Origin of the sequence: Bradyrhizobium sp. 41S5 (genome assembly GCF_011516665.3) — a bacterium.
Taxonomy (GTDB): Bacteria; Pseudomonadota; Alphaproteobacteria; order Rhizobiales; family Xanthobacteraceae; genus Bradyrhizobium; species Bradyrhizobium quebecense.
On record NZ_CP083721.1, the window covers coordinates 739352 to 757511 of the forward strand.

Consider the following 18160-nt stretch of genomic DNA (forward strand, 5'->3'; position numbering starts at 1 on the left):
CCCGGCAGACGGTTACAGGCAACTTGTGTCGCGGCGAGACTCGGAACGCGCGAGACGCGCTTCCGGATTACGCCGCGGTATCGGTCGGCTTCGGCTGGCTGAATTGCTGCCGGAGCGTCGGCTTATGAATTTTGCCTGTGGCATTCCGCGGCAGGGCATCGATGAATTCGATCAGGCGCGGGCACTTGAACCGCGCCAGATTGGCCTGGCAATGCGCATGGATCTCGGCCGGCGTCAGCGTATGGCCCGGCTTCACGGCGATCACGGCCATCCCGACCTCGCCCCATTGCTCGTTCGGGATGCCGATGACGGCGGCCTCGGCGACGGCTGCCAATTGATGCAGCACGCTTTCGACCTCGGCCGGATAGACGTTCTCGCCGCCGGAGATGTACATGTCCTTCCAGCGGTCGACGATGTAGTAGAAGCCTTCCTCGTCGATCCGCGTGGCGTCGCCGGTATGCAGCCAGCCGTCGGTGAAGGAGGAGGCGTTGGCGTCCGGCCGGTTCCAGTAGCCCGGCGTGATGTTCGGGCCCTTGACCCAGAGCTCGCCGAGTTCGCCGACCGGGGCATCGCTGCCGTCGGGCCGCACGATCCGAACCTCGGTGTGCAGCACCGGCTTGCCGGACGAGCCGGCCTTGCGCGCGGCATCCTCGCGGTCGAGCACCATCACCGCGGGCGAGGTCTCGGTCATGCCGTAGCCCTGTTGCAGCGCCACGCCGCGCGCCTCCCAGGTTTTCAGCAGCGGTACCGGCATCGGTGCGCCGCCGACGCCGCCGATCGTCAGGCGGCTGAAATCCGCTGACGCGAAGGCCGGATGCTGCGCCATGAACTGGTAGATGGCGGGCACGCCGAAGAACACGTTGATGCCCTGCAAGGGATCGCCGATCAGTTTCAGCGCCTCGCCGGGATCGAACGCGCGCATGATCAGCACCGTGCCGCCGGCATGCAGCACCGGGTTGGTGTAGCAATTCAGGCCGCCGGTGTGGAACAGCGGCAGCACGGTCAGCAGCACCGAGGCCGGCGAGATGTAGGCGGGGCCGCCGAGATTGACGCAATTCCAGAACGTCATCCCATGCGTGATGATCGCGCCCTTGGGCTGGCCGGTGGTTCCCGAGGTGTACATGATGGTCGAGATGTCATCGAGCGTGACCTCCTCGAATCGTTCGAGCGGTTTCGCCGCCGCGATGCCGGCCTCATAGGCCCCGTCCGGGCCGAGCCGCACGGTCGAAGCGACATCGCAGAGCTTGGCGACCGCGAGCGCGGTCTCGGCGAGATCGTCGTCATGGATCATCACCTTCGGTGAGGCGTCGCCGGTGATGTAGCGCAGCTCGGGAACGGTGAGGCGGGTGTTGAGCGGCAGGAAGACCGCCCCGATCCGGAAGCAGGCGAACTGCACCTCCAGCGTATCGGTCGTGTTCAGCGCCAGCACCGCGACGCGGTCGCCGCGGGCGACCTTGAGCCCGTCGCGCAGATAGCCCGCGAGCCGCGATACGCGGGCGTCGAGCTCCGCATAGCTGAAGCGACGACCGCTTGCGAGATCGACAAGCGCCGTCTTGTCCGGCGTGCGCCGGCGATGATGCGCAATCCAGTCGTAATAACGAACCGGCAAATTTCCCTCCTCTGGAACGACAGTCTTGCGCCGCCTGTTCCTGGCCCGATTGATGCCATGAATTGGCAGTGGAGGGGGCGTATTAGGATACTGTCTTGCGTTTAGTGGCTGGCGGGGGGCCAGATGGACGGTCGGTCCAGCCGACAGCTACTCGACGCAAGTGAACAGGGAAAAATCCGGACATCGTCGGACGTGGGAATCAACGGAGCACGCGGATGGCAAACCCGTTCTACACCAGCGAGCATGAGGCCTTTCGCGAGGTGATGCGGCGCTTTGTGGCCAAGGAAATCGAGCCTTTTGCCCATCAATGGGACGAAGAGGGCGAGTTTCCCCGCGCGCTCTATGCCAAGGCGTCCGAAATCGGGCTGCTCGGCCTCGGTTTTCCGGAAGAATATGGTGGGGTCGCCGCCGACCAGTTCATGAAGATCGTGGCCTCGCAGGAGTTGGCGCGCGCCGGCGCCGGCGGCGTCTCCGCGAGCCTGATGAGCCACACCATCGGCTCGCCGCCGATCGCCCGCGCCGCCCGCCCCGAGGTCAAGGCACGGGTGCTGCCGGAGGTGCTTGCGGGCAAGAAGATCTCCGCGCTGGCGATCACCGAGCCGAGCGGCGGCTCCGATGTCGCGAACCTCCGCACCAAGGCACGGCGGGACGGCGACCATTACGTCGTCTCTGGCGAGAAGACCTTCATCACCTCGGGCATGCGCGCTGACTATCTGACGGTCGCGGTGCGCACCGGCGGCGAGGGGCCGGGCGGCGTCAGCCTGCTGTTGATCGAGGGCAGCACGCCGGGCCTCTCCCGCACCAAGCTGAAGAAGATGGGCTGGTGGGCGTCGGATACCGCGACCTTGCATTTCGACGAATGCCGCGTGCCGGTCGAGAACCTGATCGGCGAGGAGGGCCAGGGCTTCAAGATCATCATGCAGAACTTCAACAGCGAGCGCATGGGCATGGCGGCGGGCTGTACCGCCTATGCGCGCGTCTGCCTCGACGAGGCAGTGGCCTATGCCAAAGAGCGCAAGACGTTCGGCAAGCCGATCGCCCAGCACCAGGTGATCAGGCACAAGATCGTCGACATGGCGCAGAAGGTCGCGGCCTCGCAGGCGATGCTGGAAATGCTGGCGTGGCGGCTCGGCCAGGGCGAAAGCCCGGTCGCCGAGATCTGCATGATGAAGAACCAGGCGACGCAGACCATGGCGCATTGCGCCTCCGAGGCGGTGCAGATCTTCGGCGGCGCCGGGTTCATGCGCGGCATCAAGGTCGAGCGCATCTATCGCGAGGTCAAGGTCAACGCCATCGGCGGCGGCACCGAAGAGATCATGAAGGATCTCGCGAGCCGGCAGATGGGGTTGTGAACGAGGCAGCAGACGACGCTGTGCGTGAGGAAACACCCTCCTCCTGAAAGGGGGAGGGCAGGCTGGGGGTCAAGCCGCGCGTCCGATTGGCAGTTTGACCCCCACCCGGCCCGCTCGGCGTTGCCGAGCGCGCCGACCTCCCCCTTTCAGGGGAGGTGAAGAGAGAGACGACCAGGGAAAGACGAGACCAACAATGCTCTTCACCGCCGACCACGACGAACCGCGCCGCGCTCTACAAAAGTTCATCGCGGCCGAGATCAATCCCCATGTCGATGAATGGGAGAAGGCCGACATCTTCCCGGCGCCTGAGCTGTTCAAGAAGCTCGGCAATCTCGGATTCCTCGGCCTCAACAAGCCGGTCGAATTCGGCGGCCAGGGGCTGGATTACTCCTACGCGCTGATGATGGCCGAGGAACTCGGCGCCATCACCTGTGGCGGCGTGCCGATGGCGATCGGGGTGCAAACCGACATGGCAACGCCCGCGCTGGCGCGGTTCGGCTCCGACGAGGTGCGGCGCGAATTCCTGGTGCCCGCGATTGCAGGCGACCAGGTCGCCTGCATCGGCGTTTCCGAGGCCGGCGCCGGCTCCGACGTCGCCTCGATCAAGACCAATGCGCGCTCCGACGGCGACGACTACGTCATCAATGGCGGCAAGATGTGGATCACCAACGGCACCCAGGCCGACTGGATCTGCCTGCTCGCCAATACCAGCGACGGCCAGGTCCATCGCAACAAATCGCTGATCTGCGTACCGATGAGGACCAAGGGCGTGCAGGTCGCGCGCAAGCTCGACAAGCTCGGCATGCGCTCCTCCGACACCGCGCAGATCTTCTTCGACAATGTCCGGGTGCCGAAGCGCAACCGGATCGGCGAGGAGGGGCAGGGCTTCACCTATCAGATGATCCAGTTCCAGGAAGAACGGCTGTGGGGCGCGGCCGCCTGCCTGAAGGCGCATGAGTTCATCATCAACGAGACCATCGACTACACCCGCAACCGCAAGGCGTTCGGCGGCTCGATCCTCGACAACCAGGTGGTGCACTTCAAGCTTGCGGAGATGCAGACCGAGGTCGAGCTGCTGCGCTCGCTGATCTATCGTGCCGGCGAGGCGCTGGTTGCCGGCGAGGACGTGACGCGGCTTGCGACCATGGCCAAGCTGAAAGCCGGCCGGCTCGGCCGCGAACTCACCGACGCCTGCCTGCAGTATTGGGGTGGCATGGGTTTTACCAACGAGACGCCGGTCAGCCGGGCCTATCGCGACAGCCGCCTGACCTCGATCGGCGGCGGCGCCGACGAGGTGATGCTGATGGTGTTGTGCAAGATGATGGGCACGCTGCCCGGGATGAAGAAGAATTAGCGCGAAGCCGTCCGGCGGATCGCATGCGCCGCCGGTACGACCGCAGGGATGGAGGCCGATATGCTCTATCAGGAAAGCCAGAAAGTCGTGGAGCTGAAGCATCGCCTTCAGTCGTTCATGGATCGCCATGTCTATCCGAACGAGGCACGGTTCTACCGCGAGGCGGAAGAGCTCGGCCCATGGAAGGTCTTTCCGGTCGTCGAGGAGCTGAAGCCGAAAGCCAGGGAAGAGGGGCTGTGGAATCTGTTCCTGCCCGAGAGCGAGCACGGCGCCGGCCTGACCAATCTCGAATATGCGCCGCTGTGCGAGATCATGGGCCGGTCGCATCTTGCGCCCGAACTCTTCAATTGCTCGGCGCCCGACACCGGCAATATGGAGGTGCTGGCGCGCTACAGCACCAGGGAACATCAGGAGCGGTGGCTGAAGCCGCTGCTCGCGGGCGAGATCCGGTCCTGCTTCGCCATGACCGAGCCGGCCGTTGCCTCCAGCGATGCGACCAATATCGAGAGCTCGATCGTGCGCGACGGCGATGACTACGTCATCAACGGCCGCAAATGGTACACCACCAACGCCACCGATCCGCGCTGCAAGATCTGCATCTTCATGGGCAAGACCGATCCGCACAATCCGGACCGGCATCGCCAGCAGTCGATGATCCTGGTGCCGATGGATGCGCAAGGGATCGAGGTGCTACGCCCGCTGCCGGTGTTCGGCTTCTATGGTGTGCCGGACCGCGCCTCGGAGGTCGTGTTCACGAATGTGCGGGTGCCCGCAAGCAACATGCTGCTCGGCGAGGGCCGCGGTTTCGAGATCGCGCAGGGACGGCTCGGGCCGGGCCGCATTCATCACTGCATGCGGCTGATCGGGCTTGCCGAACGCACGCTGGAGAAGATGTGCGTCAGGACCAGGAGCCGGATCGCGTTCGGCAAGCCGGTCGCGGAGCAGACCGTTACGCAAGAGCGGATCGCGGAATCGCGCATCATGATCGAGCAGGCGCGGCTCTTGACGCTCAACGCAGCCCACATGATGGACACGGTCGGCAACAGGGTGGCCAAGGCCGAGATCGCCATGATCAAGGTCGCGGTCCCCAACATGGCCTGCCAGGTCATCGACTGGGCGATTCAGGCGCATGGCGGCGGTGGCACCAGCAACGATTTTGGGCTCGCCGCAGCCTACGCAACGGCCCGGCTGCTACGTCTCGCCGACGGTCCCGACGAGGTCCATCGCAACCAGATCGCGCGGCTCGAGCTGCGCAAATACGGCAATGCCTGAAGGGGAAGCGTGCGCGATGTATGCACCGCGCACGACAATGTTGCAGTCACCTCGCCGGCGCTCCATGGTGGCGGCGATCAAGAACATGGGAAACGCCTGATGATCACGCTCTATCACTGCGATGCCGCGCGCTCGTTCCGTCCGCTGTGGATGCTGGAGGAGCTCGGGCTGCCCTATGAGCTGAAGATGCTGCCGTTCCCGCCGCGCGTGTTCGCCAAGGAATATCTTGGCATCAATCCGCTCGGCACCGTTCCGTTCATGGTCGACGGCGAGACCAGGATGACGGAGTCCTCCGGCATCTGCCACTATCTCGGCACCAAATACGGCCCGACTCCGCTGATCGTGGGCCCCGACGAGCCGGCCTATGGCGCGTTCCTGAACTGGATGTATTTCTCCGATGCGACGTTGACCTTCCCGCAGACGCTGGTGCTTCGCTACAGCCAGCTCGAGCCGGAGGAGCGGCGCAACCCGCAGGTCTCGGGCGATTATGCAAAATGGTTCCTGGGCCGCCTGCGCGCGGTGGAGGCCGCTACCGCGAATTCTGAATTCCTCTGCGCGGAACGCTTCACCGCCGCCGACATCGCCAACGGTTATGCCCTTCGGCTCGCCACCAATATCGGCCTCGCCAAGGATTTCGGGCCGAATGTCGCCGCCTATTGGGCGCGGCTGCAGCAGCGCGAAGGCTACAGGCGCGCGGTGGCGTCGGAGCAAAAAGCCGGGCAGGAACAGAACGTTGCGCCGCGAGCGCGGCCCTGATGATGCGTTGTTCCAGGGTGATCCGAAGGACCACACCACAGATGCACAATTGTGCATCTGTGAATCTCGAGATCCCACAATGCGCAATTGCGCATTGGGGCTCGATGCGTCGCATCGCCCCGGAATGACGACGTATCGCTTTTGCGAATTTGCGCTATGGTAGCTTCGCCGCAGCGGCCTAAAGAGCCGCGCGAGGAGGAACCGCCATGGACGCCGTCGTGGACGCGAAGTGCCAGAACTCCGGCCAGCCGTCCGGCCACCGGATGCTGATTACGCCGGAACGGGTGTTTTATGCCGGGCTGCTCGGCCGCCCGCGCGAGCGCTGTCCGGGCGCATTCCATGTCTATGTCGCGATCCGCGAGGGCTTGCATCTGTCGACCAGCGAAGGCCGCGAGTCCCATGGCGAACTCGCGGTGACGATGCCGAACCTGCGCCACACCATCACCAGCGAATATCGTTCCGCGATCTGCGTCGCGATCGAGCCGGAAAGCGTGCCTGACGGCACGCTCGAAGCCGTCGCCCGCCGCCTGCAAGGACCCGACTCGCAATTGTTCGCGAACCGGATCCGCAACGCCTATGCGACGCTGGCCGAGATGCAGCATCGCGATGCGATCGCGAATGCCGAGTTCGACACCATGTGCTTCGGCGACGCGCTGCCGCAGCGTGTGCTCGATCCGCGGGTGGTGCGCGCGATCGGCCGCATCGGGCAGTTCTCCGGCGAGCCGGTGACCGCGGCAGGCTGCGCCACCGAGGCCGGGCTGTCGCCCTCGCGCTTCCTGCATCTGTTCAAGGAGGAGACCGGAATCTCGTTCCGCTCCTTCCGCGCCTGGAAGCGCGCGCGGCATCTGCTGCATTTCGCCAACCAGGACATCAATCTCGCGCATCTCGCGCAGGATATCGGCTATCCCGATAGCACGCATTTCAGCCACTCGATCCGCCGCTTCTATGGCTTGAAGCCGCGCGCGATCTTCTCCGGCTCACGGGATCTTGCGATTTATCGCACTGGGCAAGAGCGCGCGTTGACGTAACCATCGGTCGTCCCGGCGAACGCCGGGACCGATAACCACAGCCGGTTATTGTTTCAAAAAAAGGCCTCCGCCATCCCGCATCACGGATAGATCACGCGGTATGGGTCCCGGCGTTCGCCGGGACGACACTTAGGATTCTCCTCCGCTACAGATTCGCGCCCTGGATCACCTCACCGAATCGCAGCCAGCCCGGCCCTTCGATCCGTTGCAGCTGAAGCTGCTGCAGTGGGTGGTGATTGGTCGGGCTGGTGTTGACGCGAATGCCGGGTAACAGCGTCGGGACCTCGACATCTTTCAAATTGTTCGCCTGCGCCATGATGTTGTCGCGGGTGAAATTGCCATTGCACTGCTCGAGCACGATCTTGAGCACCTGCGCAACCGTGTAGGCGTAGAGGCTGTAGCCCTCCTTCGGATTGCCATCGGGGAAGTATTTTCCCATGAAGGCGAGGAAATCCTTCACGCCGGGGTCGTTGGCCCAAGCCGGGTCGGCGACGTCCTTCACATAGGCCGACGAGATCGTGCCCTGCGACTTGTCGAGACCGACAGGCGCAATGGTTGAGGAGATCGAGGCCGCGCCGCTGGCAATGAAATGCATCGGCTTCCAGCCGAGCTCGTAGATCTTGCGGATCGACTGCGCGCAGAATTTCGCCGTCGTGCCAGAGATCAGCACGTCGGGATTGGCGCCGCGCAGCGCGACGATCTGGGAATCGATCGTCGGATCGGTGACCTCGTGCGAGGCCACCACGGCCGACGTCGCGAACCGCTCGCCCAGCACATCCCTGGTGCCGGCGACGAAATCCTTGCCGAGATCGTCGTTCTGGTAGAGCACCGCGAACTTCGCGTTCTTGTTCTGGCTCAGCGCATATTTGACGAACACCTGCGCTTCGGTGCGCGCGCTCGGAGCAAAGCCCATGGTCCAGGGATAGGTCTTGTAGTCGCCCCATTTGTCGCCGTTCACCGACAGGAACAGATGCGGCACCTTGGCGGCGTTGATGTATTTGACGACCGACGAGTTCGGCGCGGTGCCGAGCATGTTGAACAGGAAGGCGACATTGTCGCTCTCGATCAGGCGGCGCACCTGCTCCACCGTCTTCGCCGGATTGAACGCGTCGTCGTAATAGATGTACTTGATCTGCCGGCCGGCGATGCCGCCCTGCTCGTTCAGCATCTTGAAATAGGCTTCCTGGCAGCGCGCCTGCACGCCGAGCGCGGACACCGGGCCGCTCAGTGAGGTGGTGCTGCCGATCTTGATCTCGGTCGCGGTGACGCCGGGCGTATCTTCGGCAAGTGAGGGCTTGAGGCCCGCGACCGCGGCAAGCCCCGCGCCTGCGGCGCCGGTGAGCCATCTGCGCCGGTTGATCGAGACCATGATTTTCTCCCCGTGATGCCGGCTTGTTGCGCCGCTTCTGCTTACAGCAACCCTACGCGCCACGTGGGCGTCGCGTCTTGTGTTAACCGGCTGACCGCGGATTCCGTCGTGAGCGCATCCACTTAGCCAGTCAACGCAAGATGGCGAACGGACAAATTTCTCATCATGGCAAAATCAACCGCGCAGGTGCGCCGCAACCCGGACGAGAGACCCATGAGCGACAAGGCCGTCATCACCTGCGCGCTGAACGGCGTGCTTACCGACCCGAAGCAGCACAATGTTCCGGTGACGCCGGAAGAGATGGCGCGCGAGGCCAGGGCTGCGTTCAACGCCGGCGCCAGTATCATGCACATCCATCTGCGCCAGCAGGCGCCGAACAAGGGGCACCTGCCGTCGTGGGAGGTCGGCGTCAGCAAGGAGATCCAGCAGGCGATCCGCGAGGCCTGCCCCGGCGTGATCATCAACCACACCACCGGCACCTCGGGCCCGAACTACCAGGGCGCGCTCGACTGCGTGCGCGAAACCAGGCCCGAGATCGCGGCCTGCAACGCCGGCTCGCTGAATTATCTGAAGGTCAAGGCCGACAACACCTGGGCCTGGCCGCCGATGATGTTCGATAACGCGGTCGAGAAGGTGCAGGACTATCTCGATGTGATGAAGGCGGCCGGCACGATTCCCGAATTCGAGTGCTTCGACGTCGGCATCGTGCGTTGCGTCGGCATGTACCGGCAGACCGGCATGTATTCCGGCCCGCTCGAGTACAATTTCGTGATGGGCGTCGCCTCGGGGATGCCGGCCGATGCGGAGCTGTTGCCGATCCTCTTGAAGCTGAAAGTGCCGGAAGCGCATTGGCAGGTCACGGCGATCGGCCGCGCCGAGATCTGGCCGCTGCACCAGCGCGCCGCCGACCTCGGCGGTCATCTGCGCAGCGGGCTGGAAGATACGTTCTATCTCGGCGACGGCACCAAGGTGACGTCGAACGGGCAGCTCGTCGAAGGGCTCGCCGCCTGCGCGCGGCGTGCCGGCCGCGAGATCGCAAGTCCCGCGGAAGCGCGGCAGATCTTCGGGGTCAGGCACTGACGTCAACCCGGCCATCATTGCGAGCGAAGCGAAGCAATCCATCTTGCCACTCGAAGATAGAGTGGATTGCTTCGTCGCTTCGCTCCTCGCAATGACGAGGCAGGAGGAAGCACATGGACAATCTCGTAGCAACCGGCGGCGTCGCCGGGCCGGGCCGCATCGGACGGGTCGCGATCGGCGATCTTCTGAAGCGCGCCGTGCGGCGATTTCCGGATCGCGTCGCGCTGACCGATGGCGGCAGGCAGGTCACCTTCACCGAGCTTGACCGCGATGCCAATCGCTTCGCCAATTATCTGGTGCAGCGCGGGCTGAAGCCCGGCGAGAAGATATCGACCATCTGCAACAACTCCGTCGAGTTCGTCAAAGCGCTGTTCGGCATCCACCGCGCTGGCCTGGTCTGGGTGCCGATCAACACCATGCTTGGGCCGTCGGACATGGACTACATCCTCGGCCATGCCGAGGCCTGTTTTGCCATCATCGACGACAATCTCCACGGTCAGGCCGACCGGCGCGCCGCACTGGAAGCTCGCGGCCTTGAGATGATCGCGATCGACCTGACCGGAAATGCCGGCAAGACCGGATTGCAGGAGTTTAACGGTCTCCTCAAGGGGCAATCCGATATCGAGCCTGACATCGAGATCAACGACCGCGATCTCGCGATGATCATCTATACGTCAGGCACGACCTCGCGGCCGAAGGGGGCGATGCATTGCCATCTCGCCGTGGTCATGGCCGTGATGAGCAACTGCATCGAGATGCAGCTTTCGCGCGATGACGGGATCACCGGGCAGTTTCCGTTGTTCCACTGCGCCGGCCACGTGCTGCTGCTGAGCTATCTCTCGGTCGGCGGCCGCATGGCGCTGATGCGTGGCTTCGATCCGGTGGTCTGCATGGAGGCGATCGTCCGCGACCGGTTGACGGTGTTCGTCGGCTTGTCGCTGATGTACCAGGCGATTCTGGATCATCCGCGCCGGCGCGAATACGATTTGTCGGGCCTGCGCTGCTGCATCTACACCATGGCGCCGATGGGCAAGCCGCTGCTCGAACGCGCGATGGCGGACATGTGCCCGAACTTCGTGCTGACCAGCGGCCAGACCGAAATGTACCCGGCGACGACGATGTCGCGGCCGGAGGTGCAACTCGAGCGCTTCGGCAATTACTGGGGCGAGTCGCTGATCGTCAACGAGACCGCGATCATGGACGACAACGGCAACCTGCTGCCGCGCGGCGAGATCGGCGAGCTGGTGCATCGCGGCCCCAACGTGATGATGGGCTATTACAGGGACCCCAAATCGACCGAGGAGGCGCGCAAGTTCGGCTGGCACCATACCGGCGATCTTGCCCTGATCGACGCCAATGGCGAGGTGCTGTTCCTTGATCGCAAGAAGGACACGATCAAGTCGGGCGGCGAGAACGTCGCTTCCGTCAAGATCGAGGAGACGCTGCTGGCGCACCCCGCCGTGCAGAATGCCGCGGTGGTCGGCCTGCCGCATCCGCAATGGGGCGAGGCAGTCTCCGCCTTCGTCAAGCTGAAGCCCGGCGCGGTGGCCGACGAGGCCGGCATCGAGGCGCATTGCAGAAGGCATCTCGGCGGCTTCCAGGTGCCGAAGCTGGTGCGTATCCTCGACGAGATGCCGATGACCGCGACCGGCAAGCTGCGCAAGGTCGAGCTGCGGCAGCAGTACAGTGGGCATTTTGTGGAGCGCGCCTAGTGGCCATCATCGAAAACACCATCGCCGCCGGCAGCGCCGCGTTCCAGGGCAATCGCAACGGCATGCTGGCGCTGATCGCCCGGATGCGCACCCTGGAGGAACGGACGCGCGCGGCATCCGCCGCGGCAAAGGACCGCTTCCACAAGCGCGGCCAGCTGCTGCCGCGCGAGCGCGTCGCGCTGGTGCTCGATCCCGGCTCGCCGTTCCTCGAACTGGCGACGCTCGCCGGCTACATGTTCGACGTGCCGGACGCGGACAAGAGCGTGCCCGGCGGCGGCCTGGTTGCCGGCATCGGCTTCGTTTCCGGCATCCGCTGCATGGTCAGCGCCAATGACGCCGGCATCGACGCCGGCGCGCTGCAACCTTACGGCCTCGACAAGACGCTGCGGGTGCAGGAGCTCGCACTGGAGAACAAACTGCCCTATGTGCAGCTCGTCGAAAGCGCCGGCGCCAATCTGCTGCGCTACCGGGTCGAGGATTTCGTCCGCGGCGGCAACATCTTCCGCAACCTGGCGCGGCTGTCGGCAGCGGGGCTCCCCGTCGTCACCGTCACCCACGGCTCCTCGACCGCGGGCGGCGCCTACCAGACAGGCCTCTCCGATTACATTGTGATGGTGCGCGGCCGTACCCGCGCGTTCCTCGCCGGCCCGCCCCTGCTCAAGGCCGCCACCGGCGAGATCGCGACCGAGGAGGAACTCGGCGGCGCCGAGATGCACACCCAGATCTCCGGGCTTGGCGATTATCTCGCCGAGGACGATCGCGATGCGCTCCGCATCGCGCGCGACATCATGGCCAAGCTGCCGTGGGACCGGCCGGCGCCGGAGCCGGCCGCGTTCAAGCCGCCGCGCTATGACGCCGAGGAACTGCTCGGCATCATGCCGATGGACCACAAGCGTCCCGTCGATATGCGCCAGGCGATCGCGCGCTTCATCGACGATTCCGACTTCATCGAGTTCGGCGCCAATTACGGCCCGGCGACGATCTGCGGCCATGCCCGCATCGAAGGGCAGGCGATCGGCATCATCACAAATAACGGGCCGCTCGATGTGCCCGGCGCCAACAAGGCAACGCATTTCATCCAGGCCTGCTGCCAGTCGCGCACGCCGCTCCTCTACATGAACAACACCACCGGCTACATGGTCGGCCGCGCCTACGAAGAGGCCGGCATGATCAAGCACGGCTCGAAGATGATCCAGGCGGTGACCTCGGCGACGGTGCCGCAGATCACGCTATACTGTGGCGCGTCGTTCGGCGCCGGCAATTACGGCATGTGCGGCCGCGGCTTCCATCCGCGCTTCTGCTTCTCCTGGCCCAACGCCAAGACCGCGGTGATGGGCGGCGAGCAGGCCGCCGAGACCATGGCGATCGTCACCGAAGCCGCCGCCATCAGGCGCGGCAAGCCGATCGAGAAGGAGAAGCTGGAGGCGATGAAGGCGCAGATCACTGGTGTGTTCGATGGTCAGATGGACGTGTTCTCGACCAGCGCCCGCTTGCTCGACGACGGCGTGATCGATCCGCGCGATACGCGGACGGTGCTCGCCGAGGTGCTGGCGATCTGCCGCGAGGCGGAGGCGCGCAGCCCGCAGCGCATGCAGTTTTCGGTGGCGCGGCCATGAGCGGGGCAATCGTGAAGCGGACACCGTTCTTCAAGATCCTGATCGCCAATCGCGGCGAGATCGCGCTGCGCATCATGCGATCGGCGCGGCGGCTCGGCTACGGCGTCGTCGCGGTCTACTCCGACGCCGACCGCGACGCGCTGCACGTGCGCGAAGCCGATCAGGCGGTGCGGATCGGCGAGGCGCTGCCGGCGCAATCCTATCTGAAGATCGACGCGATCGTCGCAGCCGCCAAGGCGAGCGGCGCCGGCGCGGTGCATCCCGGTTACGGCTTCCTTGCCGAGAACGAGGACTTCGCGCAGGCCTGCCGAAATGCGGGGCTCGTGTTCATCGGGCCGTCGCCGGAGGCGATCCTTGCGATGGGCAACAAGGCCGGCGCCAAGGAGATCATGCAAAGGGCCGGGGTGCCCTGCGTGCCCGGCTATCAAGGCGCCGATCAGAGCGACGCTGTGATGCTGGCGGAGGTCAAGGCAATTGGTTTTCCGGTCATGATCAAGGCGGTCGCCGGCGGTGGCGGCCGCGGCATGCGGCTGGTGGCGGATGCCGCCGCGTTTTCGGATGCGTTGCGCAGCGCGCGGTCGGAGGCGCAGGGCGCGTTCGGCGATCCCACTGTCATCCTCGAGCGCGCCATCGTCGATCCCCGCCACATCGAGATCCAGGTGTTCGGCGACCGCCATGGCAACGCCGTCCATCTCGGCGAGCGCGATTGCTCGGTGCAGCGGCGGCACCAGAAGCTGATCGAGGAGGCGCCGTCACCGGCGGTAACGCCGGAGCTCCGCGCGCGGATGGGCACGGTGGCAGTCCAGGCGGTCAAGGCGATCGGCTATGAGGGCGCCGGCACGCTGGAATTCCTGCTCGATCGCGCCGGCAATTTCTACTTCATGGAGATGAACACGCGGCTTCAGGTCGAGCACCCCGTCACCGAGGCGATCACCGGGCTCGATCTGGTCGAGCTGCAGCTCCGCGTCGCAAGCGGCGAGCGGCTCGGCCTGAGGCAGGAGGACATCACCTTCTCCGGTCATGCCATCGAGGTGCGGCTCTGCTCGGAGGATGCCGGGCATGACTTCATGCCGCAATCCGGCACGATGGCGCGGTGGCAGATGCCTGATGGCATCCGCGTCGAGCACGCACTGCTGTCCGGCTCGGAGATTCCGCCGTTCTACGATTCGATGATCGCCAAAGTCATCAGCCACGGCGCGACCCGCGACGAGGCGCGCGGCAGGCTGATCTGTGCGCTGGAGCAGGTCACGGCCTTCGGCGTCACCACCAATCAGGGATTCCTGATCGACTGCCTGCGCCATCCGGTCTTTGCCAAGGGCGAGGCGACCACCGCCTTCATCGGCAATAACCGCGATGCTCTGCTGGCGCCGCGGCCCGATCGCGGCACCGACCTCGCGCTCGCGGCGCTGCTGCTCTATGTCACTAATCCGCACGCGCCGCCATGGCGGCGCGGCCGCTCGCTGTCGGCGACATTTCCGCTCGGCCTGCGGATCGACCTCGGCCACGGCGTGCAGGAGATCGAGATTGTCCGCGAGCGCGACGGCAGCTATCGCGCGGCCCGCAATGGCGATCGCTTCAGCTTCGAGATCGACGAGCTGAGTCAGGACAGCATCCGCTTCCACCATGATGGCCTGATGGAGCAGGCCAGGTTCCTGCGCGACGGCGATCGACTCCACATCCTGCATCGTGGCGTCACGCTATCGGTGCGCGATCTCACGCTCGCGCCGCCGGAGAGCGCTGCGGCCGCCGGTGGCGACGGCAAGGTCCGTGCGGCGATGAACGGCCGGGTCGTCGCGGTGCTGGTGAAGGCCGGCGACAAGGTCGCGGCCGGCCAGCCGGTGATGACGCTGGAGGCAATGAAGATGGAGCACGTCCACACCGCAGGGGTTGCGGGTACGGTGTCGTCGATCGACGTTGCCGAGGGCGAGCAGGTGACCACGGGGAAGATCGTGGTGGAGATTGACGCGGCGGCATAATAGCTGTCGTCCCGGCGAAGGCCGGGACCCATAGCCACCGATCCAGCTTGTTGAAGTGCGCTCGGGCCGCAGCTTGTTGCAGCAATGAACATTTGTGGTGATGGGTCCCGGCCTTCGCCGGGACTACATCGAGTTATTGATCAGCACGCCCCGTCCCGTCATTCAGCCAGCAGGCGACCTGATGCCCGGTGCCTGCCGCCTGCAGCGCGGGGCGTTCGGTCTTGCAGCGATCGATCGCGTGGCGGCAGCGGGTGTGGAAGGCGCAGCCAGGCGGCGGGTTGATCGGGCTCGGCACGTCGCCGTCGATCTGCGGCGTGAGCCGCCTGGCCTTGGGGTCGGCGATCGGCACCGAGGCGAGCAAGGCCTGGGTGTAGGGGTGGCGCGGATTGGCGAACAGCTCGCGCTTGTCGGCGATCTCGACAATGCGGCCGAGATACATCACCGCGACGCGGTGGCTGATATGGGCGACCACCGCGAGGTCGTGCGCGATGAACAGGTAGGAGAAGTTCTGCTTGCGCTGCAGGTCGATCAACAGATTGATCACCTGCGCCTGGATCGAGACGTCGAGCGCGGAAACCGGCTCGTCGCAAACGATCAGCCGCGGGCCGAGCGACAGCGCGCGGGCGATGCAGATGCGTTGGCGCTGCCCGCCGGAGAATTGATGCGGAAAGTTCTTCATCTGGTCGGGCCGGAGGCCGACCTGCCGGAACAGCTCCGCGACGCGCTCCTGCTTCTTCGCGCCGGTCGCGAGCCCATGCACGATCAGGGGCTCACCGACGATGTCACCGGCCGTCATGCGCGGGTTGAGCGAGGCGAACGGGTCCTGGAATACGATCTGCATCGAGCGGCGGTACGGCCGCAGCGCGCTCTTGCTGAGCGGTGCGATGTCCTCGCCGTCCAGCTTGATGGCGCCGCTGGTCGGCTCGACCAGCCGCAGCACGGTGCGCGCGACCGTCGACTTGCCGCAGCCGGATTCGCCGACCAGGCCGAGCGTCTCGCCGGCGCCGAGCGAAAAGCTGACGCCGTCGACAGCGTGAACGGTGCCGACCTGCCGGCGCAGCACGCCACCGCGCACCGCGTAGTGCTTGACGAGATCGATCACCTCGAGGAGCGGGCGTTGTTCGGTCATGACGCCTCCGCCATCTCGTCGGCGCGCCAGCAGGCCGCCCAGTGATTGCTTTTGACCTCGTCGAGCGGCGGATACTCCTTGAGGCAGCGGTCGATCGCGAGCTTGCAGCGTGGCGCGAAGGCGCAGCCGGGCGGCAGATTGGTCAGCGACGGCACCATGCCGGGAATTTCGGTCAGTCGCGCATCGGTCTTCGCGCCGAGCGCGATCACCGCCGGCATCGAGGCCATCAGCCCGCGCGTATAGGGATGCAGCGGCGTCTCGAACAGCGCCTCGACCGTCGCCTCCTCGACCTTCTTGCCAGCATACATCACGATCACACGCTGCGCGGTCTGCGCGACGACGCCGAGGTCATGGGTGATCAAGATCAGTCCGGTGCCGAGACGCTGCTGCAGATCGACGATCAGCGCGAGGATCTGCGCCTGGATGGTGACGTCGAGCGCGGTGGTCGGCTCGTCCGCGATCAGGAGCACCGGCCGGCAGGCCAGCGCCATCGCGATCATGGCACGCTGGCGCATGCCGCCGGAGAGCTGATGTGGATATTCCTGCGCGCGGCGCTCCGGCTCCGGGATGCGCACCAGCCGCAGCATGTCGACCGCCTGCGCCCACGCCTCCTTGCTGCTCATCTTCCGATGCAGACGCACGGCCTCGGTGATCTGGTCGCCGATCCGCATCACCGGATTGAGCGAGGTCATCGGCTCCTGGAAGATCATTGAGATGCGGTTGCCCCGGATGGCGCGCATCGCGGCATCGTCGAGCTTCAGGAGGTCGGTGCCCTCGAGCGTCACCGACCCGCCGACAATGCGGCCGGGCGGATCGGGCACGAGGCGCATGATCGAGAGCGCGCTGACGCTCTTGCCGCAGCCGGATTCGCCCACAATAGCCAGCGTCTCGCCGCGGCGGACCGAGAACGAGACGTCGTCGACCGCGCGGAACAGGCCGGAGTTGGTGAAGAACACCGTCTGCAGGTTCTTCACCTCGAGAACCGTCTCTGCCGGAAGTGCGTCGCTCATCAGCCGCGCTGCCTCGGATCGAGGATGTCGCGCAGCGCGTCGCCGAACAGATTGGTGCCGAACACCGCGAGACTGATCGCGATGCCGGGGAAGATCACCAGCCACGGCGCGGTGCGGACATATTCAGCGGCGGATTCCGACAGCATGCGGCCCCAGGACGGATAAGGCTCGGGAATGCCGAGGCCGAGGAACGACAGCGACGCCTCTGTCAGGATGGTCGAGCCGAGCTGCGCGGTGGCCAGCACGATCAGCGGGGCGATCGTGTTCGGCAGCACGTGGCGCAGCGCGATGCGCGTCTCGCTCATGCCGATCGACTTTGCGGCCTCCACGAACGGCTGCTCGCGCAGCGCCAGCGTGTTGGCGCGGATCACGCGGGCAACCGTCGGGATCAGGGGAATGGCGATGGCAAGGATCACGTTCGGCAGCGAGGGGCCGAGCGCCGCGGTCATCACCAGCGCAAGCACCAGGAGTGGCAGCGATTGCAGGATGTCGGTAACCCGCTGGAACACGAGGTCGACCCAGCCTGAGAGATAGCCGGAGGTGAGACCCACGATCACACCGAGCGTGGCGCCCAAGGTCGTGGAGCCGATGCCGACCGCAAGCGAGATCCGCGCGCCATGGACGATGCGGCTCCAGACGTCGCGGCCGAAGGAATCGGTACCGAACCAGTGCAGCGTGGAGGGGGCGGCCAGCCGGTGCGCGGAATCGACGGTGAGCGGATCGTAGCGGCTGATCAGATCGGCTGATATCGCGGTCAGCACGAACGACAGCATGATGATCAGGCCGATCGTGCCGAGCGCATGGCGCTGCGCGAGGAATGCAAGCCGTCCCCAGCCGGTCGTGGCGTTGGCTCCGGCGCGTCGCAGTTCGCTGTCGAAATTGATCGTTGCCACGCGT

At 65.4% G+C, this 18160-nt stretch carries 14 protein-coding genes; 9 read left to right on the forward strand and 5 right to left on the reverse strand.

Features of this window, described 5'->3' with window-relative positions; translation table 11 throughout:
- Positions 1-67: 67 nt before the first annotated feature.
- Positions 68-1609, reverse strand: coding sequence for an acyl-CoA synthetase (locus tag HAP47_RS03590; RefSeq protein ID WP_173639412.1), 1542 nt, complete (start codon positions 1607-1609; stop codon positions 68-70).
- Between the two features lie 215 nt (positions 1610-1824).
- On the opposite strand from HAP47_RS03590, the gene HAP47_RS03595 reads away from it, so the two are divergent.
- The 5 genes from HAP47_RS03595 to HAP47_RS03615 all read left to right on the forward strand — a co-directional run bounded on the left by HAP47_RS03595 (position 1825) and on the right by HAP47_RS03615 (position 7371).
- Positions 1825-2961, forward strand: a complete 1137-nt coding sequence (locus tag HAP47_RS03595) for an acyl-CoA dehydrogenase family protein (protein WP_173639411.1) — start codon at positions 1825-1827, stop codon at positions 2959-2961.
- Between the two features lie 193 nt (positions 2962-3154).
- On the forward strand, positions 3155-4315 hold the full coding sequence (locus HAP47_RS03600) for an acyl-CoA dehydrogenase family protein (protein ID WP_173639410.1): 1161 nt from the start codon (positions 3155-3157) through the stop codon (positions 4313-4315).
- Positions 4316-4375: 60 nt separating this feature from the next.
- Positions 4376-5587 carry an acyl-CoA dehydrogenase family protein gene (locus HAP47_RS03605; protein WP_173639409.1) on the forward strand — a complete coding sequence of 404 codons (1212 nt, stop codon included), beginning with the start codon at positions 4376-4378 and terminating at the stop codon, positions 5585-5587.
- A 99-nt stretch (positions 5588-5686) separates the two neighbouring features.
- The gene (locus HAP47_RS03610; RefSeq protein WP_173639408.1) at positions 5687-6343 is read left to right on the forward strand and encodes a glutathione S-transferase family protein; all 657 of its coding nucleotides are present in this window, start codon (positions 5687-5689) and stop codon (positions 6341-6343) included.
- A 206-nt stretch (positions 6344-6549) separates the two neighbouring features.
- The gene (locus tag HAP47_RS03615) at positions 6550-7371 is read left to right on the forward strand and encodes a helix-turn-helix domain-containing protein (protein ID WP_173639407.1); all 822 of its coding nucleotides are present in this window, start codon (positions 6550-6552) and stop codon (positions 7369-7371) included.
- A 145-nt stretch (positions 7372-7516) separates the two neighbouring features.
- Here HAP47_RS03615 and HAP47_RS03620 read toward each other — a convergent pair whose 3' ends face one another.
- Complete coding sequence (locus tag HAP47_RS03620; protein ID WP_173639406.1) at positions 7517-8740, reverse strand: ABC transporter substrate-binding protein; 1224 nt, start codon at positions 8738-8740, stop codon at positions 7517-7519.
- Between the two features lie 213 nt (positions 8741-8953).
- Between HAP47_RS03620 and HAP47_RS03625 the strand changes: the two genes are divergently transcribed.
- From HAP47_RS03625 to HAP47_RS03640, 4 genes are all read left to right on the forward strand, one after another.
- Positions 8954-9820: a 3-keto-5-aminohexanoate cleavage protein gene (locus HAP47_RS03625; protein WP_173639405.1), complete on the forward strand. Its 867-nt coding sequence runs from the start codon at positions 8954-8956 to the stop codon at positions 9818-9820.
- A gap of 113 nt (positions 9821-9933) precedes the next feature.
- Entirely contained in the window at positions 9934-11532 is a 1599-nt protein-coding gene (locus tag HAP47_RS03630; RefSeq protein ID WP_173639404.1) for an AMP-binding protein, read from the forward strand.
- The gene (locus tag HAP47_RS03635; protein ID WP_173639403.1) at positions 11532-13148 is read left to right on the forward strand and encodes an acyl-CoA carboxylase subunit beta; all 1617 of its coding nucleotides are present in this window, start codon (positions 11532-11534) and stop codon (positions 13146-13148) included. The genes HAP47_RS03630 and HAP47_RS03635 overlap by 1 nt, the downstream gene beginning before the upstream one ends.
- Positions 13145-15124, forward strand: coding sequence for an acetyl/propionyl/methylcrotonyl-CoA carboxylase subunit alpha (locus HAP47_RS03640; RefSeq protein ID WP_173639402.1), 1980 nt, complete (start codon positions 13145-13147; stop codon positions 15122-15124). The genes HAP47_RS03635 and HAP47_RS03640 overlap by 4 nt, the downstream gene beginning before the upstream one ends.
- Positions 15125-15257: 133 nt before the next feature.
- Here HAP47_RS03640 and HAP47_RS03645 read toward each other — a convergent pair whose 3' ends face one another.
- From HAP47_RS03645 to HAP47_RS03655, 3 genes are read right to left on the reverse strand one after another with little or no spacing between them, the layout of a single operon-like run.
- Positions 15258-16253, reverse strand: coding sequence for an ABC transporter ATP-binding protein (locus HAP47_RS03645; protein ID WP_173639401.1), 996 nt, complete (start codon positions 16251-16253; stop codon positions 15258-15260).
- Positions 16250-17263 (reverse strand): ABC transporter ATP-binding protein, encoded by a 1014-nt coding sequence (locus HAP47_RS03650; protein ID WP_173639400.1) that lies wholly within the window; start codon positions 17261-17263, stop codon positions 16250-16252. The genes HAP47_RS03645 and HAP47_RS03650 overlap by 4 nt, the downstream gene beginning before the upstream one ends.
- Entirely contained in the window at positions 17263-18156 is an 894-nt protein-coding gene (locus HAP47_RS03655; protein WP_173639399.1) for an ABC transporter permease, read from the reverse strand. The genes HAP47_RS03650 and HAP47_RS03655 overlap by 1 nt, the downstream gene beginning before the upstream one ends.
- Positions 18157-18160 lie beyond the last annotated feature (4 nt).

What these genes read in the sequence shown, in the direction of transcription:
- HAP47_RS03605 (WP_173639409.1), top strand. Translation starts at nt 4,376, where the DNA reads ATGCTCTATCAGGAAAGCCAGAAAGTCGTGGAGCTGAAGCATCGCCTT.
- HAP47_RS03615 (WP_173639407.1), top strand. Translation starts at nt 6,550, where the DNA reads ATGGACGCCGTCGTGGACGCGAAGTGCCAGAACTCCGGCCAGCCGTCC.
- HAP47_RS03625 (WP_173639405.1), top strand. Translation starts at nt 8,954, where the DNA reads ATGAGCGACAAGGCCGTCATCACCTGCGCGCTGAACGGCGTGCTTACC.
- HAP47_RS03645 (WP_173639401.1), bottom strand. Translation starts at nt 16,253, where the DNA reads ATGACCGAACAACGCCCGCTCCTCGAGGTGATCGATCTCGTCAAGCAC.
- HAP47_RS03595 (WP_173639411.1), top strand. Translation starts at nt 1,825, where the DNA reads ATGGCAAACCCGTTCTACACCAGCGAGCATGAGGCCTTTCGCGAGGTG.
- HAP47_RS03650 (WP_173639400.1), bottom strand. Translation starts at nt 17,263, where the DNA reads ATGAGCGACGCACTTCCGGCAGAGACGGTTCTCGAGGTGAAGAACCTG.
- HAP47_RS03620 (WP_173639406.1), bottom strand. Translation starts at nt 8,740, where the DNA reads ATGGTCTCGATCAACCGGCGCAGATGGCTCACCGGCGCCGCAGGCGCG.
- HAP47_RS03640 (WP_173639402.1), top strand. Translation starts at nt 13,145, where the DNA reads ATGAGCGGGGCAATCGTGAAGCGGACACCGTTCTTCAAGATCCTGATC.
- HAP47_RS03630 (WP_173639404.1), top strand. Translation starts at nt 9,934, where the DNA reads ATGGACAATCTCGTAGCAACCGGCGGCGTCGCCGGGCCGGGCCGCATC.
- HAP47_RS03600 (WP_173639410.1), top strand. Translation starts at nt 3,155, where the DNA reads ATGCTCTTCACCGCCGACCACGACGAACCGCGCCGCGCTCTACAAAAG.
- HAP47_RS03610 (WP_173639408.1), top strand. Translation starts at nt 5,687, where the DNA reads ATGATCACGCTCTATCACTGCGATGCCGCGCGCTCGTTCCGTCCGCTG.